The sequence below is a fragment of the Thermus thermophilus genome, assembly GCF_019974155.1.
GTDB lineage: Bacteria > Deinococcota > Deinococci > Deinococcales > Thermaceae > Thermus > Thermus thermophilus_C.
The window spans coordinates 356032-382072 of the sequence record NZ_AP025158.1 but is presented as its reverse complement, the minus strand read 5'-3'; the positions used below and the strand labels follow the sequence as shown (position 1 = coordinate 382072).

General features: G+C 70.1%; 30 protein-coding genes and 2 pseudogenes. 18 read left to right on the top strand and 14 right to left on the bottom strand.

All coding sequences use genetic code 11. The annotated features are described in order from the left end of the window. Nucleotides 1–7 precede the first annotated feature (7 nt). The 3 genes and pseudogenes from trhA to TthTMY_RS02240 all read left to right on the top strand — a co-directional run. Nucleotides 8–448, top strand: a pseudogene (gene trhA / locus TthTMY_RS02250) (PAQR family membrane homeostasis protein TrhA); the annotation flags it as partial. A gap of 50 nt (nucleotides 449–498) precedes the next feature. Beyond that, complete coding sequence (locus TthTMY_RS02245) at nucleotides 499–1173, top strand: response regulator transcription factor (RefSeq protein ID WP_096413101.1); 675 nt, start codon at nucleotides 499–501, stop codon at nucleotides 1171–1173. Nucleotides 1174–1204: 31 nt separating this feature from the next. Further along, nucleotides 1205–2611: a sensor histidine kinase gene (locus TthTMY_RS02240; protein ID WP_096411924.1), complete on the top strand. Its 1407-nt coding sequence runs from the start codon at nucleotides 1205–1207 to the stop codon at nucleotides 2609–2611. Here TthTMY_RS02240 and TthTMY_RS02235 read toward each other — a convergent pair. The 6 genes and pseudogenes from TthTMY_RS02235 to TthTMY_RS02210 all read right to left on the bottom strand — a co-directional run. After that, nucleotides 2565–2852: pseudogene (locus TthTMY_RS02235) on the bottom strand (DUF2089 domain-containing protein); the annotation flags it as partial. The gene TthTMY_RS02240 and the pseudogene TthTMY_RS02235 sit on opposite strands and share 47 nt — an antisense overlap. Beyond that, nucleotides 2839–3585, bottom strand: a complete 747-nt coding sequence (gene ccsA, locus TthTMY_RS02230) for a cytochrome c biogenesis protein CcsA (protein ID WP_096411921.1) — start codon at nucleotides 3583–3585, stop codon at nucleotides 2839–2841. The pseudogene TthTMY_RS02235 and the gene ccsA, both read right to left, overlap by 14 nt. Continuing rightward, the gene (gene hemA / locus TthTMY_RS02225; protein WP_096411919.1) at nucleotides 3582–4754 is read right to left on the bottom strand and encodes a glutamyl-tRNA reductase; all 1173 of its coding nucleotides are present in this window, start codon (nucleotides 4752–4754) and stop codon (nucleotides 3582–3584) included. Before hemA ends, ccsA begins: the two co-directional genes overlap by 4 nt. Before the next feature lie 42 nt (nucleotides 4755–4796). Beyond that, entirely contained in the window at nucleotides 4797–5477 is a 681-nt protein-coding gene (locus tag TthTMY_RS02220) for a uroporphyrinogen-III synthase (protein WP_096411917.1), read from the bottom strand. Continuing rightward, nucleotides 5449–5814: a carboxymuconolactone decarboxylase family protein gene (locus TthTMY_RS02215; RefSeq protein ID WP_096411914.1), complete on the bottom strand. Its 366-nt coding sequence runs from the start codon at nucleotides 5812–5814 to the stop codon at nucleotides 5449–5451. The genes TthTMY_RS02220 and TthTMY_RS02215 overlap by 29 nt, the downstream gene beginning before the upstream one ends. Next, nucleotides 5811–6470 (bottom strand): HAD family hydrolase, encoded by a 660-nt coding sequence (locus TthTMY_RS02210; RefSeq protein WP_096411911.1) that lies wholly within the window; start codon nucleotides 6468–6470, stop codon nucleotides 5811–5813. The genes TthTMY_RS02215 and TthTMY_RS02210 overlap by 4 nt, the downstream gene beginning before the upstream one ends. A gap of 81 nt (nucleotides 6471–6551) precedes the next feature. Here TthTMY_RS02210 and TthTMY_RS02205 point away from each other — a divergent pair, with 81 nt between their 5' ends. Further along, complete coding sequence (locus TthTMY_RS02205; RefSeq protein WP_096411909.1) at nucleotides 6552–7112, top strand: YceI family protein; 561 nt, start codon at nucleotides 6552–6554, stop codon at nucleotides 7110–7112. Beyond that, nucleotides 7109–7690 carry an intradiol ring-cleavage dioxygenase gene (locus tag TthTMY_RS02200; RefSeq protein ID WP_096411906.1) on the top strand — a complete coding sequence of 194 codons (582 nt, stop codon included), beginning with the start codon at nucleotides 7109–7111 and terminating at the stop codon, nucleotides 7688–7690. The genes TthTMY_RS02205 and TthTMY_RS02200 overlap by 4 nt, the downstream gene beginning before the upstream one ends. Before the next feature lie 17 nt (nucleotides 7691–7707). Here TthTMY_RS02200 and TthTMY_RS02195 read toward each other — a convergent pair whose 3' ends face one another. Beyond that, entirely contained in the window at nucleotides 7708–7875 is a 168-nt protein-coding gene (locus tag TthTMY_RS02195) for a hypothetical protein (protein WP_229365152.1), read from the bottom strand. Nucleotides 7876–8059: 184 nt separating this feature from the next. Between TthTMY_RS02195 and purB the strand changes: the two genes are divergently transcribed. From purB to purF, 9 genes are all read left to right on the top strand, one after another. Then, nucleotides 8060–9370 (top strand): adenylosuccinate lyase, encoded by a 1311-nt coding sequence (gene purB / locus TthTMY_RS02190; protein ID WP_096411901.1) that lies wholly within the window; start codon nucleotides 8060–8062, stop codon nucleotides 9368–9370. A 100-nt stretch (nucleotides 9371–9470) separates the two neighbouring features. Then, nucleotides 9471–9698 (top strand): DUF433 domain-containing protein, encoded by a 228-nt coding sequence (locus tag TthTMY_RS02185; protein WP_093004745.1) that lies wholly within the window; start codon nucleotides 9471–9473, stop codon nucleotides 9696–9698. 14 nt (nucleotides 9699–9712) lie between these two features. Then, nucleotides 9713–9922, top strand: coding sequence for a hypothetical protein (locus TthTMY_RS11895; protein ID WP_324615481.1), 210 nt, complete (start codon nucleotides 9713–9715; stop codon nucleotides 9920–9922). A 33-nt stretch (nucleotides 9923–9955) separates the two neighbouring features. Further along, entirely contained in the window at nucleotides 9956–10645 is a 690-nt protein-coding gene (gene purC / locus TthTMY_RS02180; protein WP_093004741.1) for a phosphoribosylaminoimidazolesuccinocarboxamide synthase, read from the top strand. Nucleotides 10646–10656: 11 nt separating this feature from the next. Next, on the top strand, nucleotides 10657–10911 hold the full coding sequence (purS, locus tag TthTMY_RS02175; protein WP_096411895.1) for a phosphoribosylformylglycinamidine synthase subunit PurS: 255 nt from the start codon (nucleotides 10657–10659) through the stop codon (nucleotides 10909–10911). Next, on the top strand, nucleotides 10908–11591 hold the full coding sequence (purQ, locus tag TthTMY_RS02170) for a phosphoribosylformylglycinamidine synthase subunit PurQ (RefSeq protein WP_096411892.1): 684 nt from the start codon (nucleotides 10908–10910) through the stop codon (nucleotides 11589–11591). The genes purS and purQ overlap by 4 nt, the downstream gene beginning before the upstream one ends. Further along, the gene (locus TthTMY_RS02165; protein WP_096411888.1) at nucleotides 11588–12301 is read left to right on the top strand and encodes an HAD family hydrolase; all 714 of its coding nucleotides are present in this window, start codon (nucleotides 11588–11590) and stop codon (nucleotides 12299–12301) included. Before purQ ends, TthTMY_RS02165 begins: the two co-directional genes overlap by 4 nt. Further along, nucleotides 12301–14475 (top strand): phosphoribosylformylglycinamidine synthase subunit PurL, encoded by a 2175-nt coding sequence (gene purL, locus TthTMY_RS02160; RefSeq protein WP_223903373.1) that lies wholly within the window; start codon nucleotides 12301–12303, stop codon nucleotides 14473–14475. The genes TthTMY_RS02165 and purL overlap by 1 nt, the downstream gene beginning before the upstream one ends. After that, the gene (gene purF, locus TthTMY_RS02155; protein WP_223903372.1) at nucleotides 14468–15859 is read left to right on the top strand and encodes an amidophosphoribosyltransferase; all 1392 of its coding nucleotides are present in this window, start codon (nucleotides 14468–14470) and stop codon (nucleotides 15857–15859) included. The genes purL and purF overlap by 8 nt, the downstream gene beginning before the upstream one ends. Here the strand turns inward: purF and trmN are convergent. Genes trmN through TthTMY_RS02140 form a run of 3 tightly spaced genes read right to left on the bottom strand, consistent with a single transcriptional unit; the run spans nucleotide 15845 to nucleotide 18705 of the window. Next, nucleotides 15845–16852 (bottom strand): tRNA (guanine(6)-N2)-methyltransferase, encoded by a 1008-nt coding sequence (gene trmN / locus TthTMY_RS02150; protein WP_267873988.1) that lies wholly within the window; start codon nucleotides 16850–16852, stop codon nucleotides 15845–15847. The genes purF and trmN overlap by 15 nt on opposite strands. Further along, the gene (locus TthTMY_RS02145; RefSeq protein WP_223903371.1) at nucleotides 16842–18449 is read right to left on the bottom strand and encodes a dynamin family protein; all 1608 of its coding nucleotides are present in this window, start codon (nucleotides 18447–18449) and stop codon (nucleotides 16842–16844) included. Before TthTMY_RS02145 ends, trmN begins: the two co-directional genes overlap by 11 nt. Then, a complete protein-coding gene (locus TthTMY_RS02140; RefSeq protein ID WP_096413097.1) occupies nucleotides 18430–18705 on the bottom strand; it encodes a hypothetical protein in 276 nt (91 codons plus the stop codon). Before TthTMY_RS02140 ends, TthTMY_RS02145 begins: the two co-directional genes overlap by 20 nt. Nucleotides 18706–18751: 46 nt before the next feature. Between TthTMY_RS02140 and glyA the strand changes: the two genes are divergently transcribed. The 3 genes from glyA to TthTMY_RS02125 are packed head-to-tail and all read left to right on the top strand — an operon-like array spanning nucleotide 18752 to nucleotide 22458. Next, nucleotides 18752–19975 (top strand): serine hydroxymethyltransferase, encoded by a 1224-nt coding sequence (gene glyA, locus TthTMY_RS02135; RefSeq protein WP_223903370.1) that lies wholly within the window; start codon nucleotides 18752–18754, stop codon nucleotides 19973–19975. Nucleotides 19976–19999: 24 nt separating this feature from the next. Continuing rightward, nucleotides 20000–21586 (top strand): DNA repair protein RecN, encoded by a 1587-nt coding sequence (locus TthTMY_RS02130; protein WP_096411884.1) that lies wholly within the window; start codon nucleotides 20000–20002, stop codon nucleotides 21584–21586. A gap of 11 nt (nucleotides 21587–21597) precedes the next feature. Beyond that, the gene (locus tag TthTMY_RS02125; protein WP_096411881.1) at nucleotides 21598–22458 is read left to right on the top strand and encodes a hydroxymethylglutaryl-CoA lyase; all 861 of its coding nucleotides are present in this window, start codon (nucleotides 21598–21600) and stop codon (nucleotides 22456–22458) included. Here the strand turns inward: TthTMY_RS02125 and TthTMY_RS02120 are convergent. The 3 genes from TthTMY_RS02120 to TthTMY_RS02110 all read right to left on the bottom strand — a co-directional run bounded on the left by TthTMY_RS02120 (nucleotide 22449) and on the right by TthTMY_RS02110 (nucleotide 24367). Then, nucleotides 22449–23405 carry a zinc-dependent alcohol dehydrogenase family protein gene (locus tag TthTMY_RS02120; RefSeq protein WP_223903369.1) on the bottom strand — a complete coding sequence of 319 codons (957 nt, stop codon included), beginning with the start codon at nucleotides 23403–23405 and terminating at the stop codon, nucleotides 22449–22451. The genes TthTMY_RS02125 and TthTMY_RS02120 overlap by 10 nt on opposite strands. Before the next feature lie 61 nt (nucleotides 23406–23466). Next, the gene (locus TthTMY_RS02115) at nucleotides 23467–23862 is read right to left on the bottom strand and encodes a DUF3197 domain-containing protein (RefSeq protein ID WP_096411876.1); all 396 of its coding nucleotides are present in this window, start codon (nucleotides 23860–23862) and stop codon (nucleotides 23467–23469) included. A gap of 16 nt (nucleotides 23863–23878) precedes the next feature. Then, a complete protein-coding gene (locus tag TthTMY_RS02110; RefSeq protein WP_096411874.1) occupies nucleotides 23879–24367 on the bottom strand; it encodes a DinB family protein in 489 nt (162 codons plus the stop codon). Nucleotides 24368–24385: 18 nt separating this feature from the next. Here TthTMY_RS02110 and TthTMY_RS02105 point away from each other — a divergent pair, with 18 nt between their 5' ends. Beyond that, on the top strand, nucleotides 24386–25015 hold the full coding sequence (locus TthTMY_RS02105) for a YkgJ family cysteine cluster protein (RefSeq protein WP_096411871.1): 630 nt from the start codon (nucleotides 24386–24388) through the stop codon (nucleotides 25013–25015). Here TthTMY_RS02105 and truD read toward each other — a convergent pair. Continuing rightward, the gene (gene truD, locus TthTMY_RS02100) at nucleotides 24965–26035 is read right to left on the bottom strand and encodes a tRNA pseudouridine(13) synthase TruD (protein WP_096411867.1); all 1071 of its coding nucleotides are present in this window, start codon (nucleotides 26033–26035) and stop codon (nucleotides 24965–24967) included. The genes TthTMY_RS02105 and truD overlap by 51 nt on opposite strands. Nucleotides 26036–26041 lie beyond the last annotated feature (6 nt).

Sequence of the window (26041 nt, the reverse complement as noted above, 5' to 3'; positions counted from 1 at the left end):
CTGGGGCGTGGTCCGCGAGCCCTTCAACGCCCTAAGCCACGCCCTCGGGGTGCCCCTCGCCCTCCTCGGAAGCCTCCTTCTCCTCCTCCTGGCCCCTAAGGAGGCCTGGCCCGCCCTCCTCGCCTTCGGCCTCACCATGGCCCTAATGTTCGGGGCGAGCGCCCTCTACCACAGCCTCCACCTGGGGGAAAGGGGGCTCGCCTGGCTCAGGAGGCTGGACCACGCCGCCATCTTCCTCTTCATCGCGGGGAGCTACACCCCCTTCCTGGCCAAAGGGCTGGAGGGAAGGGGGAGGACCTTCGCCCTCGCCCTCGTGTGGGGGCTTGCCCTCCTCGGGGTGGGCTTCCGCCTCCTCTACCTCAAGGCCCCCAGGTGGCTTTACACCCTGGCCTACCTGGCCCTGGGGTGGCTTTCCCTCTTCTTCAAGCCTTATTTCGGGCGGCCCGTGCGGCGGCAGCCACTTAGCTTTCTCATGAGAAAGTAAGTACCATGGGAGGCATGGAGCCGCCCCTGATCCTCATCGTGGAGGACGAGAAGGACATCGCCCGCTTCCTTGAGCTTGAGCTCCAGGCCGAGGGCTACCGCACGGAGGTGGCCCACGACGGGATCACCGGGCTTTCCAAGTTCCGGGAGGTGAACCCCAACCTGGTGATCCTGGACCTGATGCTCCCCGTGATGGACGGGATTGAGGTGGCCAAGCGCATCCGCAAGACCTCCAACGTGCCCATCCTCATCCTCACCGCCAAGGACCGGGTGGAGGACAAGGTGGCGGGGCTGGACGCCGGGGCCGACGACTACTTGGTGAAGCCCTTTTCCATTGAGGAGCTCCTCGCCCGGGTGCGGGCCCACCTCCGCCGGGTCACCCCGGCCATCACCGGGGAGATCCGGGTGGCGGACCTCATCATCAACCTCGAGGGCCGGGAGGTCTTCCGGGGAAACCGCCGCATTGAACTCTCCAACAAGGAGTTTGAGCTTCTGGAGCTCCTCGCCAAAAACCCCGGCAAGGTTTTCAGCCGCTACGAGATTGAGGAGAAGGTCTGGCCGGGCTACCAGGGGGGGAGCAACGTGGTGGACGTCTACATCGGCTACCTGCGCAAGAAGCTGGAGGCGGGGGGGGAGCGCCGCCTCATCCACACGGTGCGGGGCGTGGGGTACGTCCTCAGGGAGGACTGAGCCCAAGCCCCGGTAGACCCACCCTCCCGGAATGACCCTTAGGACCCGGATCACCCTCCTCACGGCGGGGCTTCTCCTCGTGGCCTTTTTGGTCCTCGGCTTCGCCCTGGAGGGGCTCCTTCGGAACTTCCTCTACGGGAGCCTGCGCGCCGACCTAAAGGAGGCGGCCAACCAGGTGGTGCGCCTCCTCAACCTGGGGGGCCAGGCCCTCCTCGAGGCCGGCCTCCCCCCGGGCCTCTACGCCGAGGTCCAGCTCCTCCCCGAGGAGGACCCGGCCCTCCTCGCCCGGGAGGGCGGGATCAGCCTGCAGAAAAGCCCCGCCCTGGGAAGCCAGCGCCTCCTCCTCCAAGAGGAGGCCTACCGGGAGCTCCTCAAGCGGGGAGAGGTGTGGGCCTACGCGGAGCTCCCCCGGGAGGGCCACCCCCTGCGGCTTCTCGTCTACGCCCGGAAGGTGGAGGTCAACCTCTCCGGCTCGGTGTGGAAGGGCGCCCTCCTCGTGGGCCGGCCCACGGAGGACCTGGAGGCCACCCTAAGCCAGTTCGCCCGCATCTACGCGGGCACGGCCCTCTTCGTCCTCCTCCTCTCCCTCTTCCTCGCCCGCGGCCTCGTGGCCCGGGCCCTGGAGCCCTTGGAGTGGGCGGCGCGAAAGGCCGAGGCCATGAGCGCCCGCCCCGAGCCCTTACCGGAGCCGGAAACCCGGGACGAGGTGGCCGCCCTGGTCAAGGCCCTGAACGGGATGCTCTCCCGCCTGCAGGAGGCCTTTGAGGCCCAGACCCGCTTCCTCCAGGACGCCTCCCACGAGCTCAGGACCCCCATCACCGCCATCCTGGGGCACGTGGGCTACCTCCTCCGGCGCACCCCCCTCACCGAGGCCCAGCGGGAAAGCCTGGAAATCGTGCGGCGGGAGGCGGAGCGCATGGGCAAGCTCGTCTCCGACCTCCTGGACCTCTCGCAAAGCGGCACCTGGAGGATCCGCCCCGTGCCCGTGCGGGTCCTGGACCTCCTGGAGGAAGTGCGGGAGGAGTTCGCCAAAAGCTTTGACGGGGAGATCCTGGTGGAAGCCCCCGAGGACCTCCATGTCCTGGGCGACCCCGACCGGCTCCACCAGGTCCTGGCCAACCTCGTCTCCAACGCCCTCAAGGCGGGGGCCAGGCACGTGTGGCTTAGGGCCTTTGACCTAGGGGACAAGGCGGTGGTCCGGGTGGAAGACGACGGGGAGGGGATCCCCGAGGAACACCTCCCCCACCTCTTTGAGCGCTTCTACCGGGTGGACAAGGCCCGGGACCGGGAACGGGGCGGGTCGGGGCTCGGCCTCGCCATCGTGAAGGCCATCCTCGAGGCCCACGGGGGCGAGATCTGGGTGGAAAGCGAGGTGGGAAAGGGCACGGCCTTCAGCTTCTCCCTTCCCGCAAGCGGGCCACCGCCTCCTCCACGCTGATCTCCCCCCGCCCTAGGGCCTCCAGGACCTCGAGGCGGTCCTTCCCCTCGTCCTCCTCGTACTCCAGGGCCTTCAGGAGAGCGTCCAGCCGGGCCCGCACCGTGGGGTAGGAGACCCCCAGGACCCGCCCCACCTCCTTCAGGTTCCCCCGGGTCTTCACGAAAAGCCGCAGGAAGTCCAGGTGCTCCTTGGGGAGGAGGGCGAACTCGTTTAAGGCGAAGCGCCCGTTAAAACCCCAGCCCCGAGGGGTGGCGGGAACCCAGGAAGGGGGCCCCCAAAAGGGCGAACAGGAAGAGGGCGTAGGCCCCAAGGAGGAGGCCCGCCCGAAGCAGGCCCCGCAGCCGCTCGTCCAGAAGGAGGTAGAGGGTGAGGAGAAGCCAGCCCAGGACCACCGAAACCTCCTTGGGGTCCGGGCTCAAAGGGCTCCCGAAGTAGCCGAAGGCCCAAGCCATGCCGCTCGCAAGCCCCAGGGTGGCCGCCACGTACCCCACCCGGAGGTAACCCCGCTCAAGCCGCCTCAGGCTCCAAAGGGGGGCGGCGGCCACGGCCCGCTCGGGGGCCAGGCGGAGCCTCAGGTCCTGGAGGGCGCACATCGCCCCCGCCCCCACCCCCACGCTCAGGGCGAGGTAGGCCACGAGGAAGGCCCCGGCGTGGAAGAGGGTGAGGAGGAGGGGCAGGTCTCCCCCGGGATGGGGTAGGGACCGGAGGGCGAAGAGGCCGAGGAGGAGGGCCAAAAAGGCCAGGTACCGGCCCAGGGGCCTAAGCCGGGGCCGGTCCCAAAGGGTCCTTCCCCGGAGGGCGAGGAGCCCCCCCAGGACCAAGGCCACCTGGGCGGGCCCGGCGAAGGGCCCTTCGGCCAGGGCGTGGAAGAGGGCCGCGAGGAGGAGGAGGGCCCCGCCCCAGGAAAGCCCCGCGGGGAGGAAGACCCCAAAGGCCACCCCCACCACCCCGAGAAAGGCCAGGGCCAAGGTCATGTCCGGGAAAGCCGGTAGAGGAGGCAGTCCTCCGGACAGGGAGGCCCCCCCACCCGGTCCAGGGCGCGGCGCTTCAGCCCCAGGATGAAGGGGTGGGCCAGACGCCCCGCCGCCTTTTCCAGCTCCAAGGGCCCGGCCTCCGGCTGGGCCTTGGCCGCCTGGACCCGGGCCCAGGCCTCGAGGGCCCGGATGGCCTCCCGCACCCGGTGGCCCGCGTACCACTCCATGTAGTCCCCCAGGGCCTTCTCAATGAGGGCCTCCACCTTGGGGATCTCCCCCGCGCGGGCCCTTAGGTTCCGGTCCACCACCCGCCTGAGGTCGTCCAGGTTGTAGAGGTAGGCGTGGGGGAGGTCCCCCACCCGGGGGTCAATGTTCCGGGGAAGGGCGATGTCTATGAGGAAGAGGGGCTTGGCCCGCCTGGGCAGGTCCTCGGGGCCCACCAGGTAGTGGGGGGCGGCGGCCGAGGCCACCACCAAATCCGCCTGGCGGAGGACCTGGGGAAGGGCAGAAAGGCCGAAGGCCTCGCCGCCAAAGCGCTCCGCCAGGGCCCGGGCCCGTTCTTCCGTGCGGTTCACCACCAGAACCCGCCCCACCCCGTGGGCCTTCAGGTGGGTGAGGAAGAGCTCCGCCATCTCCCCCGCCCCCAGCACGGCCACGGCAAGCCCGGAAAGGTCCCCGTAGACGGCAAGGGCCAGGTCCAAGGCGGCGTAGGCCACGCTCACCGCCCCCATGCCGATGCCCGTTTCGCTCCGGGCCCGTTTGCCCAAGGCGATGGCCGTTTGAAAGGCCTTTTCCAGGAGGCTTTCCGTGGCGCCCTGCCTCCTGGCCAGGAAGAGGGCCTCCCGCACCTGGCCCAGGATCTGGGCCTCCCCCACCACCAGGGAGTCCAGCCCCGCAGCCACCCGGTAGAGGTGGCGCAGGGCCTCCACCCCCTCCTTCACGTAGAGGTGCCGGGGGGCCACCCCCCTTTCCAGGAGGAAGGCCCTGGCCTTCTCGGGGCTTCCCACCCCGTAAAGCTCCGTGCGGTTGCAGGTGGAAAGGACCACCCCCTTGCCCAAGGCCGTAAGGGCAGCAGGGAGGGCCACCACCGGGTCCAAGGCGGCCTTCTCCCGCACCTCCAGGGGGGCGGTCTTGTGGGAGAGGCCCACCAGGTAGAGGGGCAGGGCCATACGCCTTCCTGAGTATACGCCACCGGGGTAGGGACGTTTGCCCTACCGCCCAAGGGCCCGGAGAAGGGCAGAAAAAAGCCCTTCTAGCCCCGGGCTTTCCGCCTCCACCACGGGGAAGCCAAGCCTCCGGGCCTCCTCCCCGGTGCTCGGGCCGATGGCGGCCGCCTTGGGACGCTTAGCCGTCCAGCGGGCGAAGGCCCGCACCCCGCTTGGGCTGAAGAAGGCCACCACCTGGGCCTGTTCCAAAAGCTCCCGCTCCTCTGGGGCAAGGGGCCGCTCCCGGGTGGCGTAGACCTCGAGGCGCTCCACCTCCACCCCCCGCGCCCTAAGCCCCTCCTCCAGCTCCCACCCCGCCAAGTCCCCGGCCACGAAGAGGACCCTTTCCGCCTGGGGGAAGGCCCGGGCCAGGTCCTTGGCCGTGGCCCGTGGGGGCAGGAAGGCCGGGGGAAGCCCCCCCGCCCTCAGGACCCCCGCCGTGCCCTCCCCCACGGCAGCCACCCTCAGAAAGGGGCGCCCCGCCGCTTCCCAGGCAAGGAGGAGGCGCCTTGCCCCCTCCTTGGAGGTGACGGCCACGAAGTCCCACCCCTCCTTGAGCCTCCCCGGGAGGAGGGCAAAGGCGGGGAGGTCCACCTGCTCCAGAAGGGCCACCTCCGCCGCCTCTATCCCGAGGGCGGCAAGCCTCGCAAGAAGCGCCCTATCCTTCCCCCTCGTGAGGAGCACCACGACCTTTAAGCACCTTCTGGAAAAGCTTCATGGCGGCCAGGGCCCGGGGAAAGCCCAAGAAGAGGGCGGACTGCAGGATGGCTTCCCGCACCTCCCGTTCCGTGGCCCCCACCCTCAAGGCCCCCTCCAGGTGGGTGGCGAGCTCCTTGGGGCTACCCAAGGCGATGAGGGCGGTGATGGCGAGGAGCTCCCGGGTCTTCAGGTCCAGCCCGGGGCGGGCCAGGACCTCCTCGTAGGCGAAGTCGCGGATGTAGCGGAAGAGATCCTCGTCCACCGCCCTTAGGCTTTCCTCAATGGCCTCCCGCTTCTCCCCCCAGATGGCCTCCCGGACGCTCATGGGAGGTAGTCTAGCACCCCCTGGAGCCGGGAGAGGGCCTTGGGGTTCTCCCCCAAGGGGTCAAAGAGGAGGGCCCGCATCCCCGCGGCCTCTGCCCCCAGGAGGTCGGCCTCCGCGTCCCCCACGTGCACCGCCTCCCCCGGCGAAACCCCGAGGGCCGCCAGGGCCTCCTGGAAGAGCCTCGGGTCGGGCTTGGCGTAGCCGGAGAGGGCGCTCACCGCGAGGTGGTCAAAGTAGCGCCTGAGGCCCACCACCTCGAGGATCTCCGGCAGGGTGGCGTCCCAGTTGGAGACCACGGCCAGGGGGTACCCCTTGGCCTTGAGGGCCCTTAGGGTTTCCTCCGCCCCCGGGGCGAGGGGCCAGGTGGCGGGGTCCTGCCAGCGGGCCACGAGTTCCCGGGAAAGGGCCTCGGCGTGGTCCTCGAGGCCCATCCCCGCGAGGAGCCTCCGGTGGAACTCCCGCCAAAGGCCCAAGGCGGTCTCCAGGTCCCGGGCCTTCAGGTGGTTTTCCTCGTAGAAGCGGAAGGCCTCGAGGGCCGCCTTGCGCACGTCCCCTCGCGGCCTCAGACCCCGCTCTTCCAGAAAGGGCAGGAGCCAGAAGCGGGGGCTCGCCAGGATCAGGGTGTTCCCCACGTCAAAGGTCAGGGCCCGGACCATAGCTCAAGTCTAAGCCCCCGCCTTTTAACCTGCCTCTAACCTGGTCCTGCTACGCTTTTCGTAGCGGTAAGGGAGGTGAAGATGCGTTGGCTTCTCTGGGCGGCGCTCCTTTCCCTTCCGGCCCTGGCCCAGACCTTCCAGGTGGCCTCGGGGGAGGCCCGCTACCGGGTTCGGGAGCAACTGGTGGGCGTTGGCCTAACGGACGCCGTGGGCACCACCAAGGCGGTCCGGGGGGAGGTCCGGCTCCAGGGGGGGCGGGTGAGCGGGGAGTTCGTGGTGGACCTGAGGGAGCTTAGGAGCGACCAGGCCCGGCGGGACAACTACCTGCGGCAGAACACCCTAGAAACCGGCCGCTTCCCCACCGCCACCTTCCGGCCCAAGGAGGTGAGGGGCCTGCCCAACCCCCTCCCCCAAAGCGGCAAGGCGGCCATCCAGGTGGTGGGGGACCTCACCATCCGGGACGTCACGGAGGAGGTGGTGTGGGAGGGAGAAGCGGAGTTCAAGGGCGACGAGGTGCGGGTCTTCCTGAAGACGGAGTTTCCCTTTGAGAAGTTCAAGCTGGTCCAGCCCCGGGTGCCCATCCTCCTGAGCGTGGAAAACCGCATCCGGCTGGAGGTGGAACTCCTCCTTAAACGCCAATGAAGCGGCGCGCCTTTTTGGGAATGCTCCTCCTGCCCTTGGCCCGGGGCCAGGGAACCTGCACCCCCACGCCCGCCCTCACCCAGGGCCCCTACTACCTTCGGGACGTGCCCCAAAGGGAAGACCTCAGGGAGGGGCTTCCCGGGGTGCCCTTGCGCCTCCTCCTTCGCGTGCGGGACCGGGCCTGCAGGCCCCTAGAAGGCGCCCGGGTGGACCTCTGGCACACGGACGCCCTGGGCCGCTACTCCGGGGTCAACGCCCCCGGGACCTTCTGCCGGGGCTGGCAGGCCACGGACGAACGGGGGGAGGTAGCCTTCCTCACCCTCTTCCCCGGCTGGTACCCAAGCCGCACCCCCCACCTGCACCTAAGGGTGGAGGCGGGAGGGCGGAGCTTCGCCACCCAGCTCTTCTTCCCCGAGGAGGTCCAGCGCCAGGTCTACGCCCTCCCGCCCTACCGGGAAAGGGGGATGCCCCGGGTGAACAACCGCCAGGACGGCCTCTTCCGGGCGGACCTCCTCCTCCGCCTGGAACGGGAAGGGGAGGGGTACCGGGGGGCTTTCGTCCTCACCCTGCCCGGATGAAGAGGCGCGCATTCCGCCTAGGCATGAACCAGGTCTTCTTGCACCGCTTGCCACAAGTGCGGCTTGCGCCGCAAGGCCCCTGCGGCCAGCAGGTCCACCGGAAGCCCCAGTAGGGCTTCTAGGTAATCGCGCAGGTCCACAATCTCCCATCCTAGAGGGCGTTCTAGCGCTACCAGGATATCCACGTCGCTTAAGGGGGTGGCTTCCCCCCGGGCGAAAATGGCCAGCTCCCGCACGCCGAAGCTCCGGCTTGTGCCGGGCCAGGATGCGCCGGATCCTGCCTAGGGTCCTCATGGTCCGCTACCCCGAAAGGGGCCAAACCGCCTCCGTGCTCCCAGTATACCCCCCTTCCCTGGTACCCTAAAGGGCATGATCGCCCGCTACCAGACGCCGGAGATGGCCCGCCTCTGGTCGGAGGAAAGCCGCTACCGGATGTGGGCCCGGGTGGAGGCCTACGCCCTCGAGGCCTGGGAGAACTTAGGGGAAGTGCCTAGGGGCCTTGCGGCGAGGCTTCTCGCCAAGCTAGAGGAAAAGCCCCTGGACGCCGCCTTCGCCCAAAGGGTGGCGGAGCTTGAGGCGGTAACCCGCCACGACCTGGTGGCCTTCACCCGGGCCCTAGTGGAGTGGACGGGGGACGAGGAGGTGGGGCGCTACCTCCACCTCGGCCTCACCAGCTCGGACGTGGTGGACACGGCGCAAAACGCCCTCCTGGTGGAGGCCCTAAGCCTCGTCCTGGAGGAGCTTAAGGGGGTGGAGGAGGCCCTTAGGGCCCTCGCCCTCCGCTACAAGCACACCCCCGCCATCGCCCGCACCCACGGGGTCCACGCCGAGCCCACGAGCTTCGGCCTCCGCTTCCTCTCCTTCTACGCCGCCTTCCAGAGGGACGAGGAACGGCTTAAGCGGGCGCAGGAGACCATCGGGGTCGCCATGCTCTCGGGCTCCGTGGGCAACTACGCCCACGTGCCCCCCGAGGTGGAGGCCCACGTGGCCTCTAGGCTTGGCCTCAGGCCCGAACCCCTTTCCACCCAGGTCGTCCCCCGGGACCGGCACGCCGAGGTCATGGCGGCCCTCGCCCTCCTGGGGGGGAACCTGGAGCGGGTGGCCGTGGAGCTACGCCACCTCCAGCGTACGGAGGTCCTCGAGGCCCAGGAGCCCTTCCGCGAGGGGCAGACGGGGAGTTCCTCCATGCCCCACAAGAAGAACCCCGTGGGCCTGGAGAACCTCACCGGGGTGGCGAGGCTGCTTAGGGGGTACCTAGGGCCCGCCCTGGAGGACATCGCCCTCTGGCACGAGCGGGACATCTCCCACTCCTCCGTGGAACGGGTCGTCCTCCCCGACGCCACCACCCTGGCCCACTACGCCCTAAGGCGCCTCAAGGGGATCCTCGAGGGCCTCGAGGTCTTTGAAGAGAACCTGGCCAGGAACCTGGAGCTCACCCGGGGCCTCGTCTACTCCCAGCAGGTCCTGAACGCCCTCATCGCCCGGGGCCTTTCACGGGACAAGGCCTACGCCCTCGTCCAGCGGAACGCCCTAAGGAGCTGGGAGGAGGAGCGGAGCTTCCTGGAACTCCTGGAGGCCGACCCCGAGAACCCCCTCAAGGGGGAGGAGCTGAGGGCCCTCTTTGACCCCAAGCCCTTCCTCCGGCACGTGGACGCCATCTACGCCCGCTTCGGGCTCTAAGCGCCCGCACCCGAACTTTGCAACATGGGGTCCCCTGGCCAGAAGCCTTTTGGGGCCCCCGCTCTGGCGCAAGCCGAAGCGGGGTACTTAGAATGAAGGCATGCCCCGGTTTAGCCGGATCACCCACGATCCTCGCCTCTTCGGCGGTAAAGCCACCATCCGGGGGCTGCGCCTCACGGTGGCGGCCCTGCTCCGGCGGTTGGCCTACGGAGAACGCCCCGAGGACCTCCTCCGGGACTACCCCGAGCTTACCCTCGAGGACATTCGGGAAGCCCTCGCCTACGCCGCTTGGAGGCTGGAGGAGGAAGAGCACGCCCTAAGTCTGTGAAGATCCTGGTGGACATGAACCTCTCGCCGCGCTGGCGGGAAGCGCTCGAGGCCTCGGGGTACGAAGCCGTATGGTGGCGCCACGTGGGCCCGGCTAACGCCCCCGACGAGGCCCTACCCTCAGTGCTGGAGGTCTTAAGGCGTTTCCCCGAAGCTCTGGAACGGGGAGCCCTGGCGGTGATCGGACCCGAGAAAACGCGGGTTCGCCTCCTGCCGCTACAATGAAGGTAACGGGCCCTCAGGCCCACAGGGAGAGGCATGGAAAAGCTCTACGAGGGCAAGGCCAAGGTGCTCTACCGGGAAGGCCCGGACACCTTAAGGGTCTACTTCAAGGACGAGGCCACCGCCTTCAACGCGCAAAAGCGGGGGGTGATCCCGGGCAAGGGCGTGGTGAACAACAAGGTCTCGGCGGCCCTCTTCCGCTACCTCGAGGCCCACGGGGTCAAGACCCACTTCCTGGAGGAGGTCTCCGACCGGGAGATGCGGGTGCGGCGGGTGGAGATCCTCCCCCTGGAGGTGATCCTCCGCTTCCTGGCGGCGGGAAGCTTCGCCCGGCGCTACGGCCTGAAGGAGGGGACCCCGCTTGGGGCGCCCCTTCTGGAGTTCTCCCTCAAAAACGACGCCCTAGGGGACCCCTTGATCTGCGAGAACGCCGTCCTCGCCCTGGGGCTTGCAGGGGAAGAGGAGCTTGAGGCGGTGAAGCGCACCACCCTCAAGGTGGGCGAACTCCTCAAGGCCTTCTTCGCCGAGCGGGGCCTAGAGCTCGTGGACTTCAAGCTGGAGTTCGGGCGGCTTGGGGGGGAGGTCCTCCTCGCCGACGAGATCAGCCCCGACACCATGCGCCTTTGGGACGAAAAGGGGGAGCCTTTGGACAAGGACCGCTTCCGCAAGGACCTAGGCGGCGTGGAGGAGGCCTACCGGGAGGTGCTCCGGCGGGTCCTGGGGTAGACTTGGGCCATATGCCGCGCTACCAGGCCACCCTGCTCATTGAGCTGAAGAAGGGCATCCTGGACCCCCAGGGCCGGGCGGTGGAGGGGGTGCTGAGGGACCTCGGCCACCCGGTGGAGGAGGTGCGGGTGGGGAAGGTGCTGGAGATCGTCTTCCCGGCGGAAAACCTCCTGGAGGCCGAGGCGAAGGCCAAGGCCATGGGCGCCCTCCTCGCCAACCCGGTGATGGAGGTCTACGCCCTGGAAGCCCTAAAGGAACTCCCATGAGGTGGGCCATCGTCCGCTTTCCCGGCGCCAACTGCGACGAGGACGCCCGCTTCGCCCTAAAGAAGGCGGGGCTTCGGGCGGAGTTCGTCTGGCACACGGAAAGGGACCTCCGGGGCTTTGACGGGGTCTTTCTGCCCGGGGGGTTCAGCTACGGGGACTACCTGAGGGCGGGGGCCCTCGCCGCCAAGAGCCCGGTGATGGAGGCGGTGCGGCGCTTCGCCGAGGAGGGGCGGTACGTGGTGGGGGTCTGCAACGGCTTCCAGATCCTCACGGAGGCGGGGCTTCTCCCGGGGGCGCTCCTTGCCAACCTCAACCTCCACTTCACCTGCAAGGAGGTGGGGGTGCGGGTGGAGCGGAACGACCTCCCCTTCACCCGGCTCTACCCAAGGGGCCAGGTCCTGAGGCTTCCCATCGCCCACGGGGAGGGCCGCTACTACGCCGACCCCGAAACCCTCGCCCGGCTCGAGGGGGAGGGGCTCGTGGTCTTCCGCTACGCCCCCCTGAAGGGGGAGGCGGACTATAACCCCAACGGAAGCCTCAACGACATCGCGGGGATCACGAACGAAAGGGGCAACGTCCTCGGGATGATGCCCCATCCCGAAAGGGCCGTGGACGAGGTCTTGGGCAACACCGACGGGCTTCCCTTCTTCCTGGGGCTCGTCAAGGAGGTGGCGCGATGAAACCCAAAGCCATCACCTTTGACTTCTGGGGCACCCTCTTCACCGAGGGGGAGGCGTTTTTGGAAAAGGTCATGCCCGCCCGGTACGAGATCCTCCTGGACGCCCTCTCCGAGGCCGGGCACCCCGCCGAGGAGGCCGAGGTGCGGGAGGCCTACCGCCAGGCCGCCTTGGCCTTTGAGGAGGCCTGGAAGGCGGGGGAGCACATGCCCGTCTACGAACGGGTGGCCCGGATCTTCGCCCTCCTCGGCGCCCCCCACGACCCCGGGCTCATCGCCCTCACCGCAAGGCGCCTGGAGGAAAGCTCCCTCCTCGCCCCCCTCAAGCCCCTCCCCGGGGTGGAGGTCCTGAAGGACCTCGCCAAGAAGTACCCCCTGGCCATCGTCTCCGACACCGGCATGACCCCGGGCCGCCTCCTGCGGGAGCACCTCAAGCGGCAGGGCCTGGACGTCTTCCAGGCCTTTAGCTTCTCCGACGAGACGGGCTTCGTGAAGCCCAAGCCCGAGGCCTTCCGCGTGGCCCTCGAGGCCCTGGGCGTGGCCCCGGAGGAGGCCCTGCACGTGGGGGACCTGCCCCAGACGGACATCAAGGGGGCCTTCGGGACGGGCTACCCCTGGGCGGTCCAGTACGTGGGCCTGAGGGAGGTGAACGGGGAGGTGAAGCCCACGGCCAAGGTGAAGGACCACCGGGAGCTCCTCTCCCTCCTCACGTGATGGAAGCCCTCGCCAAGGAGATCGGCATCCCGGAAGGGGAGTACCGGGAGATCGTCCGGAGGCTTGGGCGGGAGCCCAACCGGGTGGAGCTCCTCCTCTTCAAGGTGATGTGGAGCGAGCACTGCGCCTACAAGAACTCCCGCCCCCTCCTCAAGGAGCTTCCCAAGGAGGGGGAGGCCGTCCTCCAGGGCCCCGGGGAAAACGCCGGCGTGGTGCGGGTGGGCGAGGGCTGGGCCGTGGCCTTCAAGATAGAAAGCCACAACCACCCCTCGGCGGTGGAGCCCTTCCAGGGGGCGGCCACGGGGGTCGGGGGGATCCTCCGGGACATCCTGAGCATGGGGGCGAGGCCCATCGCCCTCCTGGACTCCCTCCGCTTCGGGCCGCCCGAAGGGCGAAGCCGCTACCTCCTCAAGGGGGTGGTCTCGGGGATCAGCTTCTACGGCAACGCCATCGGGGTGCCCACGGTGGGCGGGGACCTCTACTTCCACGAGGGCTACCGGGAAAACCCCCTGGTGAACGCCATGGCCCTCGGCCTCCTAAGGGAGGAACACCTGCGGCGGAGCCGGGCCTCTTTGGGCCGCCCCATCTACTACGCCGGGGCCAAGACGGGCCGGGATGGCATTGGAGGAGCGGCCTTCGCGAGCCGCGAGCTCAAGGAGGAGAAGGAGGAGGACCGGCCCGCGGTCCAGGTGGGGGACCCTTTCCTCGGCAAGCTCCTCATGGAGGCCACCCTCGAGGCCATAGAAAAAGACCTCGTGGAAGGCGTCCAGGACATGGGGGCGGCGGGGCTCACCAGTAGCCTCTCGGAGCTCGCCCACAAGTCGGGCCTCGGGGTGGAGCTCCACCTGGACCTCGTCCCCACCCGGGAGGAGGGGATGACCCCGGAGGAGCTCCTCCTCTCGGAAAGCCAGGAGCGGATGGTCCTCGTGCCCAAGGAGGGGAAGGAGGAGGCGCTGGAGGCGGTCTTCCGCAGGTGGGGCCTAGACTGCGTCCCCGTGGCCAGGACCATCCCGGAAAGGGTCTTCCGGGTCCTCTTCCGGGGCGAGGTGGTGGCGGAGGTGCCCACGGAGGCCCTGGCCGAGGCCCCCACCTACGTGAGGGTGGGGCGGGAGGACCCCGAGGTGCGGAGGCTCCGGGAGACCCCCATCCCCCCCCTAGAGGCCGACCCCCAGGAGGTCCTAAGGAGGCTCCTCGCCTCCCCCAACCTGGCGAGCCGGGAGGCGGTCTACGAGCGGTACGACCACCAGGTGGGAACCCGCACCGCCCTCCTCCCGGGACGAGGGGATGCCGCCGTCTTATGGATCAAGGGCACCCGCCTCGGCGTCGCCGCCAAGGTGGACCAAAACCCCCGGTATAGCCGCCTCCACCCCCGGCTTGGGGCCATGCACGCCCTGGCGGAGGCCTGCCGGAACGTCAGCGTGGTGGGGGCGAAGCCCCTCGCCTACACCGACGGCCTCAACCTGGGAAGCCCGGAGACCCCGGAGGGCTACCACGAGCTTCAGGAGACCATCGCCGGACTCAAGGAGGCGAGCGAGGCCTTGGGCGTCCCCGTGGTCTCGGGGAACGTCTCCCTCTACAACGAAAGCGGGGGGAGGCGCATCCCCCCCACGGCCATGGTGGGGGTGGTGGGGGTCCTGGAGGTGGACAAGCGGGCGGAGATGGGCTTTAGGCGCCCGGGGGAGGTCCTCCTCCTCATCGGGGAGGAGAAGGGGGAGCTCGGGGCGAGCGAGGTCCTCTACCTCCTCACGGGGAGGGAGTTCGGCCACCCCCCAAGGCTTGACCTCGGGCGGGAAAAGGCGGTGCAGGAGGCGATCCGGGATCTCATCCAAAGGGGCCTCACCCGAACGGCCCACGACGTGGCGGAAGGGGGGCTTCTTGTGGCCCTCGCCGAGATGACCTTCCCCTACGGGGTGGGGGCCACGGTGGAGGTGCGGGAGGGGAGCCTCGAGGCCCTCTTCGGCGAGGCCCCAAGCCGCGTCCTCTTCACCGTGGAGAAGGCCCGCCTCCAGGAGGCCACCCTCCTTCTGGAGGAGCGGGGCCTCCCCTACCGGGTCCTGGGGGAGACCGGGGGGAAGACCCTCACGGTCCTGACCCCGGGGGGTGTCCTAGAGTGGAGCCTGGAGGAACTGCTTTCCGCCTGGAAAGCGCCCCTCAGGGAGGTGCTGGATGGATAAGCCCCAGGAGGAGTGCGGCATCCTCGGGCTTTGGAGCGAAGGCCCCGTGGACGTGGCCGGGCTTCTCCACCTCGGCCTCCTCGCCCTACAGCACAGGGGCCAGGAGGCGGCGGGGATGGCGGTCACGGACGGCAAAGAATTTCTGGTGGAAAAGGACCTGGGCCTCGTGAACCAGGTCTTCACCGAGGAGCGCCTGGGGAAGCTCCGCCTTCCCGAGGCCCGTCTGGGCCTCGCCCACACCCGCTACTCCACCACGGGCTCCAACCTGCGCATCAACGCCCAGCCCCTCACCGCCCGCACCGCCCACGGGGTCTTGGCCATCGCCCACAACGGCAACTTCACCAACGCCAAGCCCCTGCGCGACCGGCTCCTCCGGGAGGGGGCCACCTTCCAGAGCACCTCGGACACGGAGGTCATGCTCCTCCTCCTCGCCCGCCTGGGCCACCTCCCCCTCCCCGAGGCCGCCGCCCAGGCCATGCGGCTCCTTCAGGGGGGGTATTCCATCCTCCTCATGAACCGCAAGACCCTCCTCGCCCTCCGCGACCCCCACGGGGTGAGGCCCCTCGTCCTCGGCAAGGCCCCCTGGGGCTTCGCCTTCGCCTCCGAGCCCCCGGCCCTCCTCCTCATGGGGGCGGAGTACGTGCGGGACGTGCGCCCCGGGGAGGTGGTCTGGGTGGAGGAGGGGAGGCTGCAAAGCCTCCAGGCCCTCCCCCCAGAGCCCACCCCCTGCGCCTTTGAGTGGATCTACTTCGCCCGGCCCGACAGCGTCCTGGACGGCGCCGAGGCCTACGAGGCCCGGGTGAGGATGGGGATGGAGCTTTTCCGGGAGGCCCCCGCGGAGGCCGACCTCGTGGTCCCCGTCCCCGACTCGGGCATCGGGGCCGCCGTGGGCTACGCCAAGGCGAGCGGGCTTCCCCTGGAGTTTGGCCTCTACAAGAACCCCTACGCCGGGCGCACCTTCATCCAGCCCACCCAGGAGCTCCGCGACCTGAAGACGAGGCTCAAGCTCTCCCCCACGGGGGCGGTGCGGGGCAAGCGGGTGGTCCTGGTGGACGACTCCATCGTTCGGGGCACCACGAGCCGCCGCATCGTGCGCATGCTCAAGGAGGCGGGGGCCCTCGAGGTCCACTTCCGCGTCAGTAGCCCCCCCATCCGCTTCCCCTGCTACTACGGCATAGACACCGCCGCCCGCAAGGAGCTCATCGCCGCGGAGAAGAGCGTGGAGGAGATCCGAGCCTACATCGGGGCGGACTCCCTGGCCTTCCTCTCGGAGGAGGGGGTGAGGCGGGCCATCGGGCGGCCCGTCTGCCTCGCCTGCTTCAACGGGCGCTACCCGGCGGGGGTGCCCGAGGAGGGGGAGAAGCTCGCCCTAGAGCTTCTCTAGGACGAAGACCCTGGGGTAGACGCCCCCCTGTTCCACCACCCGGGCGTGGCGGAGGGCAAAGCCCGGGGGCAGGGCCCGTTTGAGGAGGGCGGGGCGCAGGGTGAGGAGGGCGACCCTTCCCCCGGGAGGGAGGAGGGCCAAGGCCCCGCGGAGGAAGTCCCGGTAGAGGCGGAAAAGCTCCTCCTTCCGGCCCAGGCGGAGGCCGTGGGGCGGGTTGGCGAGGATCCGGTCCACCTCGGGGAAGAAGCGGGGGAGGTGGCGGGCGTCGGCCCGAAGGAAATGGATCCAGGAAAGCCCTGAGGCCAGGGCCGCCTCCCGGGCAAGCCCGAGCCTCCCCTCGTCCAGGTCCCCGGCGTATACGGGGCTCGCAGGCCCCAGGGTGCTCGCCGCCTCGAGGGCGATGGTCCCCGAGCCCGTGAAGGGGTCCAGGACGCGCATCCCGGGGCGGGCGTCCGCGAGGCGGAGGAGGGCCTGGGCGAGGACGGGGGTGAGGCTTCCCCGGAGGGCCGCCTTGGGGAAGCGGCGGGAGAGGGGCCTTTCCGTGAGCTGGACCCCGAGGAAGGCCTCCTCCCCGCGGACGTCCACCCGGACCCGCACGGCCGGGCGCTTCAGGTCCACAGGCACGCCGTAGGCCCGGTGGAGGACCTCCCCTACCCGCCTCTCCACCTCCGGGCTCGTGAAGGGGTGTTCGCCCTCCCTCCGGGCCTCCACGCGGAAGCTTCCCGCCCCCTCAAGCTCGGGCCAGGGAAGGGCCAAGGCGGCCCGCTCCAGGGCCCCCAAGGGGTCCTCCCGGGGCAGAGGAAGCCGGGCGCGGAAGAGGACGAGGTGGTGGGCGAGGCGAAGCCCTAAGGCCTCCTCCCCCACCCCGGCCCTGGGGATGCGGACCCGGCCCTTCCGGGCGTCCACCTCCGCCCCTTCGCCAGGGTAGAGGGCGGAAAGCTCCTCCAGGAGGAGGTCCTCCAGGCCCGGGTGGGTGGTGGCCTCAAGCCACAAGGGCCTCCGCCTCCTCCCGAAGCCGCTGCAAGGCCTCCTTGCGGGCCTTGAGCTCGTGGCGCCTCTCCGCCAAGGCCTCGCACCGGTCCCGGTAAAGCCCGCGGAACCGCTCCTCCTGCCGGGCAAGGCCCTCCTCCAAGGCCTCCTCCAGGGCCCGGCGCACGGCGGCGTAGGCCTCCTCGAGGCCTTGGGAGAGGAGTCGCTTCGCCCGCTCCTTGCGCCTCGGCAGGACGGAGAGGGCGAGGAAAGCCACGAAGAACCCCGCCAAAAGCCCGGTGAGGTCCGCGACCAGCCCCTTGAGCACCAGGGTCAAGGCCGCCCCCAGGCCAAGCCCCCCCACGCCCCCCGCCAGGGTGCGCACCACCGCCTCCTGGGCCAGGCCGGAAAGCCGCGCCGCCTCCTCCTCGGGGCGGAAGCGGGCGAGGGCCTCCTCCAAGGGCGCAAGAAGGGGCTCCTCCCCCCTGGGAAGGGGCCGGGCCTCCTTGAGGAGGGCGAGGGCGTCCAGGAGGAGCTCCTCCTCGCGCCGGGCAAGCCACCGCAAGGCCTCCCCCACCGCCCGCTCCAGCCTCGCCCCGGCGTCCTGGACCACTTCCTTGAGGAAGCTCTCCCGGAAGGCCTTGGCGTTCAGGAGGTCGGGAAGGCGGCCCAGGCGCACCGTCTCGTCCAAGAAGCGGTGGCCCCGTTCCTCCACCTCGCGGAAGACCCGCTCCACCAGGGCCACCTGCCCGGCGAAGTCGCGCCGCACCCGGGCCCCGTGCCGCCTGAGGAGGTCCTCCAGGGCCTCGCAGGTGGCGAGGGCCTGGCCCACCTCCTCGGCCTCCGCCTCCAGGGCCCGCTCCCCCTCCACGAGGAGGCGCCGCAGGACCCCGAGGGCGGCGGAGAGCTTGAGGGGGAGGGCCTTCTGGGCGATGACCCGCGCCACGTGGTCCCGGAGGCCCCAAAGCCCCTCGTCCCTCCCCTCCTTCCCCCGCCGGGCGGAGACCAGGAAAAGGGGCGCCTCCTCCCCCAGGACCGCCCTCGCCCCCTCGGCCACGTAGCGGGCCACGGCCTCCCGGTCCTCCTCGGAGAGGAGGTCCGCCTTGTTCACCACCAGGACCACCTTCTTCCCCCAGTCGCGGATGAGGCGGAGGAACTCGGCCTCGGAGCGGGTGAGGGGGCGGTCGGCGCTGGTGACGAAGAGGATGAGGTCCGCCCGGGGGAGGAAGGTCCGGGTCAGGACCTCGTGGTGCTCCAGAAGGGCGTTGGTGCCCGGGGTGTCCACCAGGGCCAGGGTCCGGAGGAGGGGGTGGGGCTTGCGGAGCCTCAGGAAGCCTTCCCCTTCCTCCTTCCCCTCCTCCCCGTACTCCAGAAGCTGGATCCGGTCCGTGGTGGGGGTGGGGCCCTCGGGGAGGAGGTCCTCGCCCAAAAGGGCGTTCACCAGGCTGGACTTGCCGCTGTTGAACTCCCCCACGGCCACGAGAAGGAAGGGCCCCTCCAGGTCCAGAAGGGCCTGGCGCAGGGGGGCGGGGTCAACGGGGGTGCGGGCGAGGGCCTCGAGGCCCCGGGCGAGGAGGGCCCGGACCTGTGCCCGCTTTCCCTCAAGCCCTTCTAGGCGCATTTCCCCTCAGGAAAAACCCAAGGGCGAGCCCGCCCAAAAACCCCACCAGCAAGAAGGTGAAGGCGAAGGCCCCGGTGGAGGCCAGGTGCCAGCCGAAAAACCAATAGCTGCACACCGCATACCGCTCCACCTGGACCCGCACCAGCTCGGGAAGGTCGCGGCTCGTGGTGAAGTTGATGAGGAGGATGGTGAGGAGGAGGACGACCAGGGTGAGCAGAAGGCCCCACTTCAAGATGGTGAAGGCGTTCCCTTTCATGGCCTAAGCTTACCAACCGCCCGGGGCCAGGGCCTATAATCAGACCATGGTCCGCACGAGCCCGAGAGACGAAGCCCTCTTTGAGCTCATCGCCCTGGAGGAGAAGCGCCAGCGAGAGGGCCTGGAGCTCATCGCCAGCGAGAACTTCGTCTCCAAAGAGGTGCGCGAGGCGGTGGGGAGCGTCCTCACCAACAAGTACGCCGAGGGCTACCCCGGGGCCCGGTACTACGGGGGGTGCGAGGTCATTGACCGGGTGGAGTCCCTGGCCATAGAGCGGGCCAAGGCCCTCTTCGGGGCCGCCTGGGCCAACGTCCAGCCCCACTCGGGCTCCCAGGCCAACATGGCCGTCTACATGGCCCTGATGGAGCCGGGGGACACCCTGATGGGCATGGACCTCGCCGCCGGCGGGCACCTCACCCACGGCTCCCGCGTGAACTTCTCCGGGAAGCTCTACAAGGTGGTCTCCTATGGGGTCCGTCCCGACACGGAGCTCATAGACCTGGAGGAGGTCCGCCGCCTCGCCCTGGAGCACCGCCCCAAGGTGATCGTGGCCGGGGCCAGCGCCTACCCCCGCTTCTGGGACTTCAAGGCCTTCCGGGAGATCGCCGACGAGGTGGGGGCCTACCTCGTGGTGGACATGGCCCACTTCGCCGGGCTCGTGGCCGCGGGCCTCCACCCGAACCCCGTCCCCTTCGCCCACGTGGTCACCAGCACCACCCACAAGACCCTAAGGGGCCCAAGGGGCGGCCTCATCCTCTCCAACGACCCTGAGCTCGGCAAGAAGATAGACAAGCTCATCTTCCCCGGGATCCAGGGGGGGCCTCTTGAGCACGTGATCGCCGGGAAGGCCGTGGCCTTCTTTGAGGCCCTGCAGCCCGAGTTCAAGGAGTACAGCCGCCTGGTGGTGGAAAACGCCAAGCGCCTGGCGGAGGAGCTCGCAAGCCGGGGCTACCGCATCGTCACCGGGGGGACGGACAACCACCTCTTCCTCGTGGACCTGCGCCCCAAGGGCCTCACCGGGAAGGAAGCGGAGGAGAGGCTGGACGCCGTGGGGATCACGGTGAACAAGAACGCCATTCCCTTTGACCCCAAGCCCCCCCGGGTCACCTCGGGGATCCGCATCGGCACCCCGGCCATCACCACCCGGGGCTTCACCCCCGAGGAGATGCCCCTCGTCGCCGAACTCATTGACCGGGCCCTTCTGGAGGGCCCCTCGGAGGCCCTGCGGGAAGAGGTCAGGAGGCTCGCCCTGGCCCACCCCATGCCCTGAAGGCGCCCGCGGGGCCCCCTTAAAATGGGGGGGATGCTCCGCCGCCTCGAGGTCCAGAACCTCGCCGTCATCCGCGAGGCCGCCTTGGACTTCGCCCCCGGCCTCAACGTCCTCACCGGGGAGACGGGCGCGGGGAAAAGCCTCCTCGTGGACGCCCTCGCCCTCCTCCTCGGGGGGCGGGCGGAGGGGCTTATCGGGCCCTACGGGGAAAGCCTCCTCGTGACCGCCTTCTTTGAGGGCTCCCCCGGGGAGGCGGTCCTCTCCCGCCGCGTGGGGGCCCGCTCCACCCCCAGGGTGGACGGGGAGGTGGTCACCCTGAAGGAACTCCAGGCGGAAGCGGAAAGGCGCCTCTCCCTCCACGCCCAGCACACCGCCTTGGCCCTCCTCTCCCCCAGGCGCCAGCGGGAGGCCCTGGACGCCCTCCTCCCCGAGGGCCTCCTCGCCGCCTACCAGGAGGCCTACGCCCGGCGCGAGGCCCTCCTAAAGGAGAAGGCGGCCTTGGAGGAAAGCCTGAGGGCCCGGGCGGAGCGGGAGGACCTCCTCCGCTACCAGATCCGGGAGATTGAGGAGGCCCGGGTGCGGCCCGGGGAGGAGGAGGAGCTTTTGGCCCTGGCAGAACGCCTCCGCCACCTGGAGACCATCCGGGAAAGGCTCGCCCGGGCCCTCGCCCTCCTCACGGAGCGGGAAGCCCAGGACCTTCTGGCCCTGGCGGCGAAGGAGGTGCGGGCGGCGGCCCGGCACGACCCGGCCCTCGAGGCCCTGGCCGAGGAGCTTTCGGGGGCGGCCGAGGCGGTCCGGGCCGTGGGCCGGGAGCTGGAGGACCACCTGGAGGGCCTGGACCTAGACCCCGAGGCGCTGGACCGGGTGGAGGCCCGCCTCAGCCTCCTGGAGCGCCTGAAGCGGAAGTACGGCCCCACCTTAGCGGACGTCCTGGCCCACGCCCAAAAGGCCCGGGAGGAGCTCGCCCGGATGGAAGGGGGGGAGGAGCGGCTTTCGGAGGTGGAGCGCCTCCTTAAGGCCCTCCACGAGGAGGTCAAGGCCCGGGGGCAGGCCCTGAGGCGGGCCCGGGAGGAGGCGGCGCGAAGGCTTACGGAGGGGATGATGCGGGAGCTTCCCGCCCTGGGCCTCGCCGGGGCCCGCTTCGCGGTGGTCCTGGAGCCCCTCCCCGAGCCCGGCCCCCAGGGCCTCGAGGCGGTGGCCTTCCGGGTGGCCCCAAACCCCAACCTGCCCCCGGCCCCCCTCGAGGCCCTAAGCGGCGGGGAGCTCTCCCGCGTGGCCCTGGCCCTCGCCCTCCTCACGGGGGCCGAGGCGCCCACCGTGGTCTTTGACGAGGTGGACGCCGGGGTGGGCGGGGAAACCGCCTGGCGGCTCGCCGAAAGGCTCAAGCGCCTGGCCGAGAGGCGCCAGGTCCTGGTGGTGACCCACCTGCCCCAGGTGGCCGCCGTGGCCCAGCGCCACTTCCGGGTGACCAAGACCCCCGAGGGCGTGCGGGTGGAGCCCTTGGAGGGCGAGGCCCGGGTGCAGGAGATCGCCCGCCTCCTCTCCGGGGCCTACACCCAGGCGGCTTTGGCCCACGCCCGGGAGCTTCTGGAGGCCCAGGGCGCCCTTTAGGAGGTGGAAGCGTGAAGGCGAGGGTGCGGTGGGTGGAGTGCCCCAGGGACGCCTGGCAGGGGTTTTCCCGCTTCATCCCCACGGAGGAGAAGGTGGCCTTCCTCAACAAGCTCCTGGAGGCCGGGTTCACCCACCTGGACCTCACGAGCTTTGTTTCCCCCAAGTGGGTGCCCCAGATGCAGGACGCCGAGGAGGTGCTCAAGGCCCTCCCCCCGCCCAACGGGCGCACCTACCTCGCCATCGTGGCCAACGAGAAGGGCTTGGAAAGGGCCCTCGCCACCCCCAACCTCACCCACGTGGGCTACCCCTTCTCCCTCTCCGAGACCTTCCAGCGGAGGAACACCAACCGCTCCATAGAGGCCTCCTGGCCCCTGGTGGCGGCCATGGTGGAGAGGACGCGGGGGCGGCTTGGCCTCGTGGTCTACCTCTCCATGGCCTTCGGCAACCCCTACGGGGACCCCTGGAGCGTGGAGGCCGTCCTCCAGGCCCTCGCCCGGCTTAAGGAAATGGGCGTGCGGGAGATCGCCCTCGCCGACACCTACGGGGTGGCGGAACCGGAGCGGATTCATGAGGTCTTGAAGGCCGCCGTGGCCCGCTTTGGCCCGGAAGGCCTCGGGGCCCACCTCCACGCCCGGCCCGAGGGGGCCTTGGCCAAGGTGGAGGCGGTCCTTGCGGCGGGGGTCACCTGGCTCGAGGGGGCCCTGGCGGGGGTGGGGGGGTGCCCCTTCGCCGGGGACGAGCTCGTGGGCAACCTCCCCACGGAGGTCGTCCTCCCCCATCTGGAGAAGCGGGGCCTCGCCACGGGAGTAGACCCAAGCCGCCTCCCCCTTCTCGCGGAGGAGGCGGCGCGGCTTAAGGGCCTTTACGCCTGAAAGGTGAGGACGATCTTCCCCCGCCCGTGCCCGGAGTCCATGCGGGCGTGGGCCTTCCTCAGGTTCTCCAGGCTGAAGGGGAGGACCTCGGCGATGAGGGGCCTCGCCAGGCCCCGCTCAAAGAGGGGGCGCATCTCCAGAAGGCGCTTCCTCTCCCGCGTGAGGAAGACGCCGTAGAGGGTCTGGTTCTTGGTGTAAAGCCCGGAAAGGTTCCCCTGCGGGGGGAGGATGGTGGCGATGCGGCCGAAGGGGCGCACCACGGGGATGACCCGCTCCACCAGGTTCTCCCCGGCGGTTTCCAGGGCGGCGTCCACCCCCTGGCCCTCCGTGGCCTTGAGGACCTCCTCCGGCCAGGGGCCCCGGTAGTCCAGGGCGAGGTCGGCCCCGAGCTCCTTGAGCACCGGGAGGTTTTCCGCGCCCGCCGTGGCGATCACGTAGGCCCCCGCCGCCTTGGCGAACTGGACGGCGAAGGAGCCCACGCCCCCCGCCCCGCCCATCACCAGCACCGTCTCCCCCGGGCGCACGGCCAGGCGGCGCACCACCGCCTCCCAGGCGGTACCCCCCGCCAAGGGAATGGCGGCGGCCTCGGCGAAGGAGAGGTTCTTGGGCTTCTTGGCCACGATCCCCGCGGGCACGGGGGTGTACTCGGCGTAGGTGCCGTGGGGGTTTCCAAAGATCTCGGGGGTGTAGTAGACCTCGTCCCCCTCCTTAAGGTCCTTCACCCCGGGGCCCACCTTGGCCACGACGCCGGCGGCGTCGTAGCCCAAGACGAAGGGGGGCTCCACCCCCGCCCAGCGCCCCGCCGCTCGGATCTTGGCGTCCACGGGGTTCACGGCCACGGCCAGGTTCCTCACCAAGACCTCCCCGGGCCCGGGCTCGGGCACCGGGAGGTCCCGCTCCTCCAGCATCTCCAACCCGCCGAAGCCCTTGAGCACCACCGCGCGCATCGGCTCACCCCCCTCAAAAACCTTAAAGGGGGGCCTAGGCCCCCTTTTGTGAAGAAACTTCCTAAGCCGCCCGCTTGAGGTAGATCCCGGGGTCCGTGGGGTTGGCGATGGCCATGACCCGCTTGAGGAGCTCCTCCGGGGGCAGGTCCAAGAGGGCCGTCATCTCCCCGGGGGAGACCACGGCCTCGTAGAACTTCCTCGCCCCCTGGGCGAGGAGGAGCCCCACGAGCTCGGAGAGGGCCTCCTCTCCCCCGGGAAAGGCGGGGCCGAAGGCGTCGGGGACGAGGAGGTCCTTCTTGCCCGTGTGGAGGAGGAGGGCGTAACGGGCCTGGTCCCTTTTGTCCTGCCAGTCGGTGATGAGGTAAACCTTGGCCTCGGAAAGCTTCAGGCCGCCCAGGGCCGCCTTCAGGGCCTCGAGGCTCACCCGGGGCGCGGCGCGCATGCCCACGCGTACCATGGCCTCATCTTACGCGCTAAAGGAGCTTCCGGGCGTAGATCACCTGGCCGGCGTGGTGCTGGGCGTGCTCCACCAGGTGGTGGAGGACGTGGGCCCGGGGCGCCTCGGCGCCCAGGTGCCCCACGCGCACCACCTCCGCCAAGGCCGCCTCTTCCACCCGGCGGAAGGCGGCGAGGAGGACTGCCCAGGCCTCCCGGAAGCGGGCCTCCACCGCCTCCTTGGGCTCGGGCTCCCCCAAAAGCTCCCACTCCCTCCCCTTCCTCGCCCACTCGGGAAGTTCCACGCCCAGGGCGTAGTGGGCGAGGCGCAAGGAGCTTCCCGTGATGTGGCGCACCAGGCCGCCGATGGGGTTCGCCCCCTCCTTGGGCCGCCGCCAGAAGGGCTCCTCGGGGAGGTCAAAGGCCCACCCGTCCAGGTGCAGGGCCACCTCCTTCAGGCCCTTGATCCAGGCGGACACCGCCGGGGAAACCCCGGGTTCCAGGGGTTCTAGAAAGGGCGCGGGCATAGCCTTATTCTACGGGGCGTGGAGGCGGTGGAGCGGGCCTTCCGGGCGCTGGACGAGGGGATCGCCGACTACCTCGCCCGAAAAGGGATCCGTCCCTCCTGTGGCCCGGGGTGCTTCGCCTGCTGCTACGGCTGGGTGACGGCGAGCCGCCTCGAGGCCCAAGCCCTCCTCCCCCACCTCACCGAGGCGCAGAAGGCCCGCGTCCTGGAGGAAGGCCCGAGGCGCCTCGCCCTCCTCGCCCGCGGGAAGGACGACCCCGGCTTCCCCCGCCGCTTCTTCCTAAGCAGAAGCCCCTGCCCCCTCCTGGAGGAGGGGCTCTGCGGGGTCTACGCCCACCGCCCCCTGGCCTGCCGGGGGGTTCTGACCGACGAGGACCCCGCCTACTGCGACCCCGAAAACCCCCACCCCGCCCCCAAGCCCCACCACGGACCCGGGCACTTCCTCCGGGTGCCCCACCGCATGGCCCGCAGGCGGATGGAGGAGCTTTGGGAGGAGGAGCGGGCCCGGACGGGTTTTCTGGTGCTCGGGGAGCTTTCCGGCCTCCTCTACCTCCTCCTCACCGGCCTCCCCGAGGACCGGGAAGGGGTGGAGGCCCGGTTAAAGGCCCTCGGCGTCCTCGGAGGCCGGTTCGGTTTCCAGGTGGTCTAGGGCCTCTACCTTCATCACCTCCCGGAGGAGGCTCGTGGCGTAGCTCCCCTTGGGCAGGAAGAAGGAAAGCCAAAGCCCCTCCGGGCCCTCCTCCACCTTCCACTCCGCGAGGGGGACCCGGATGGGCCTTCGGGCGCCCCGCCTCGCCCTGAACTCCTCCCGCTTGAGGCCGTAGCGGGCGAGGACCTCGTCCTCTATGGCCCTCGCCTCCCCTTGGGCCTCGGGGTACTTCTTGCCGAAGAGGGGCCCGGTGGCGCTGATCTCAAGCCTTAGGGCGCGCTCGGCCTCCCTTGGGTCTTCCACCAGGAACTCCCCTCCCGTGGCGTGCTTCTTGGCCCAGTCCCCGGGGACCACCCGGTCGTAGAGGCCCAGGGCCATCCTCAGGGCCACCCAGTCGTTGAAGAGGAGGCTTTGGAGGCTTCCGATGAGGAAGCGCTTGAGCCAGGGGCTTCCCCGGCCCCTTCCTTCCTTCACCAGCTTGTAGCCCCTAACCGGGTTGAGCCCCCCAAGGCCAAAGCGCTGGGGGCCGTAGTAGTTGGGGACGCCCTTCTCCGCGAGGCGCCTAAGGACCGCCTCCGCCTCCGCCACCCCCCCTTTGGGGCGGCGGATGAGGACGCGGAAGCGGTTGCCCTTGAGGTGCCCCGTCCTGAGCTTGTTGGTGTGGAGGTCGGCGGCAAGGAGCCTCACGCCCTGGAGGTTCTCCAGAAGGCAGAGGGCGTCCTCGTACTTCCTCGGGATGGAGAACCACTGGCGGGTTTGGGCGCGCTTGTCCTTGAGGCCCGCCACCCCGATCTCCTTCTCGGGCACCCCCACCTCGTCCCGCAGGAACTCCAGGACCTCCCGGGTGGTGCGGCCCTCCTTCTCCAGGAGGAGGTAGAGGTGCTCCCCTTCCCCCTTGGGGAGGTAGGCGGGGACCTCCTCCACCTGGAAGTCCTGGGGCTCCACCCGGATCTCCCCCCCTACCCCGGGGAGGTCTTCCGTGAGAAAGGGGTAGCGCTCGGGGCGGTAAACGAGGTCCATCCCCCT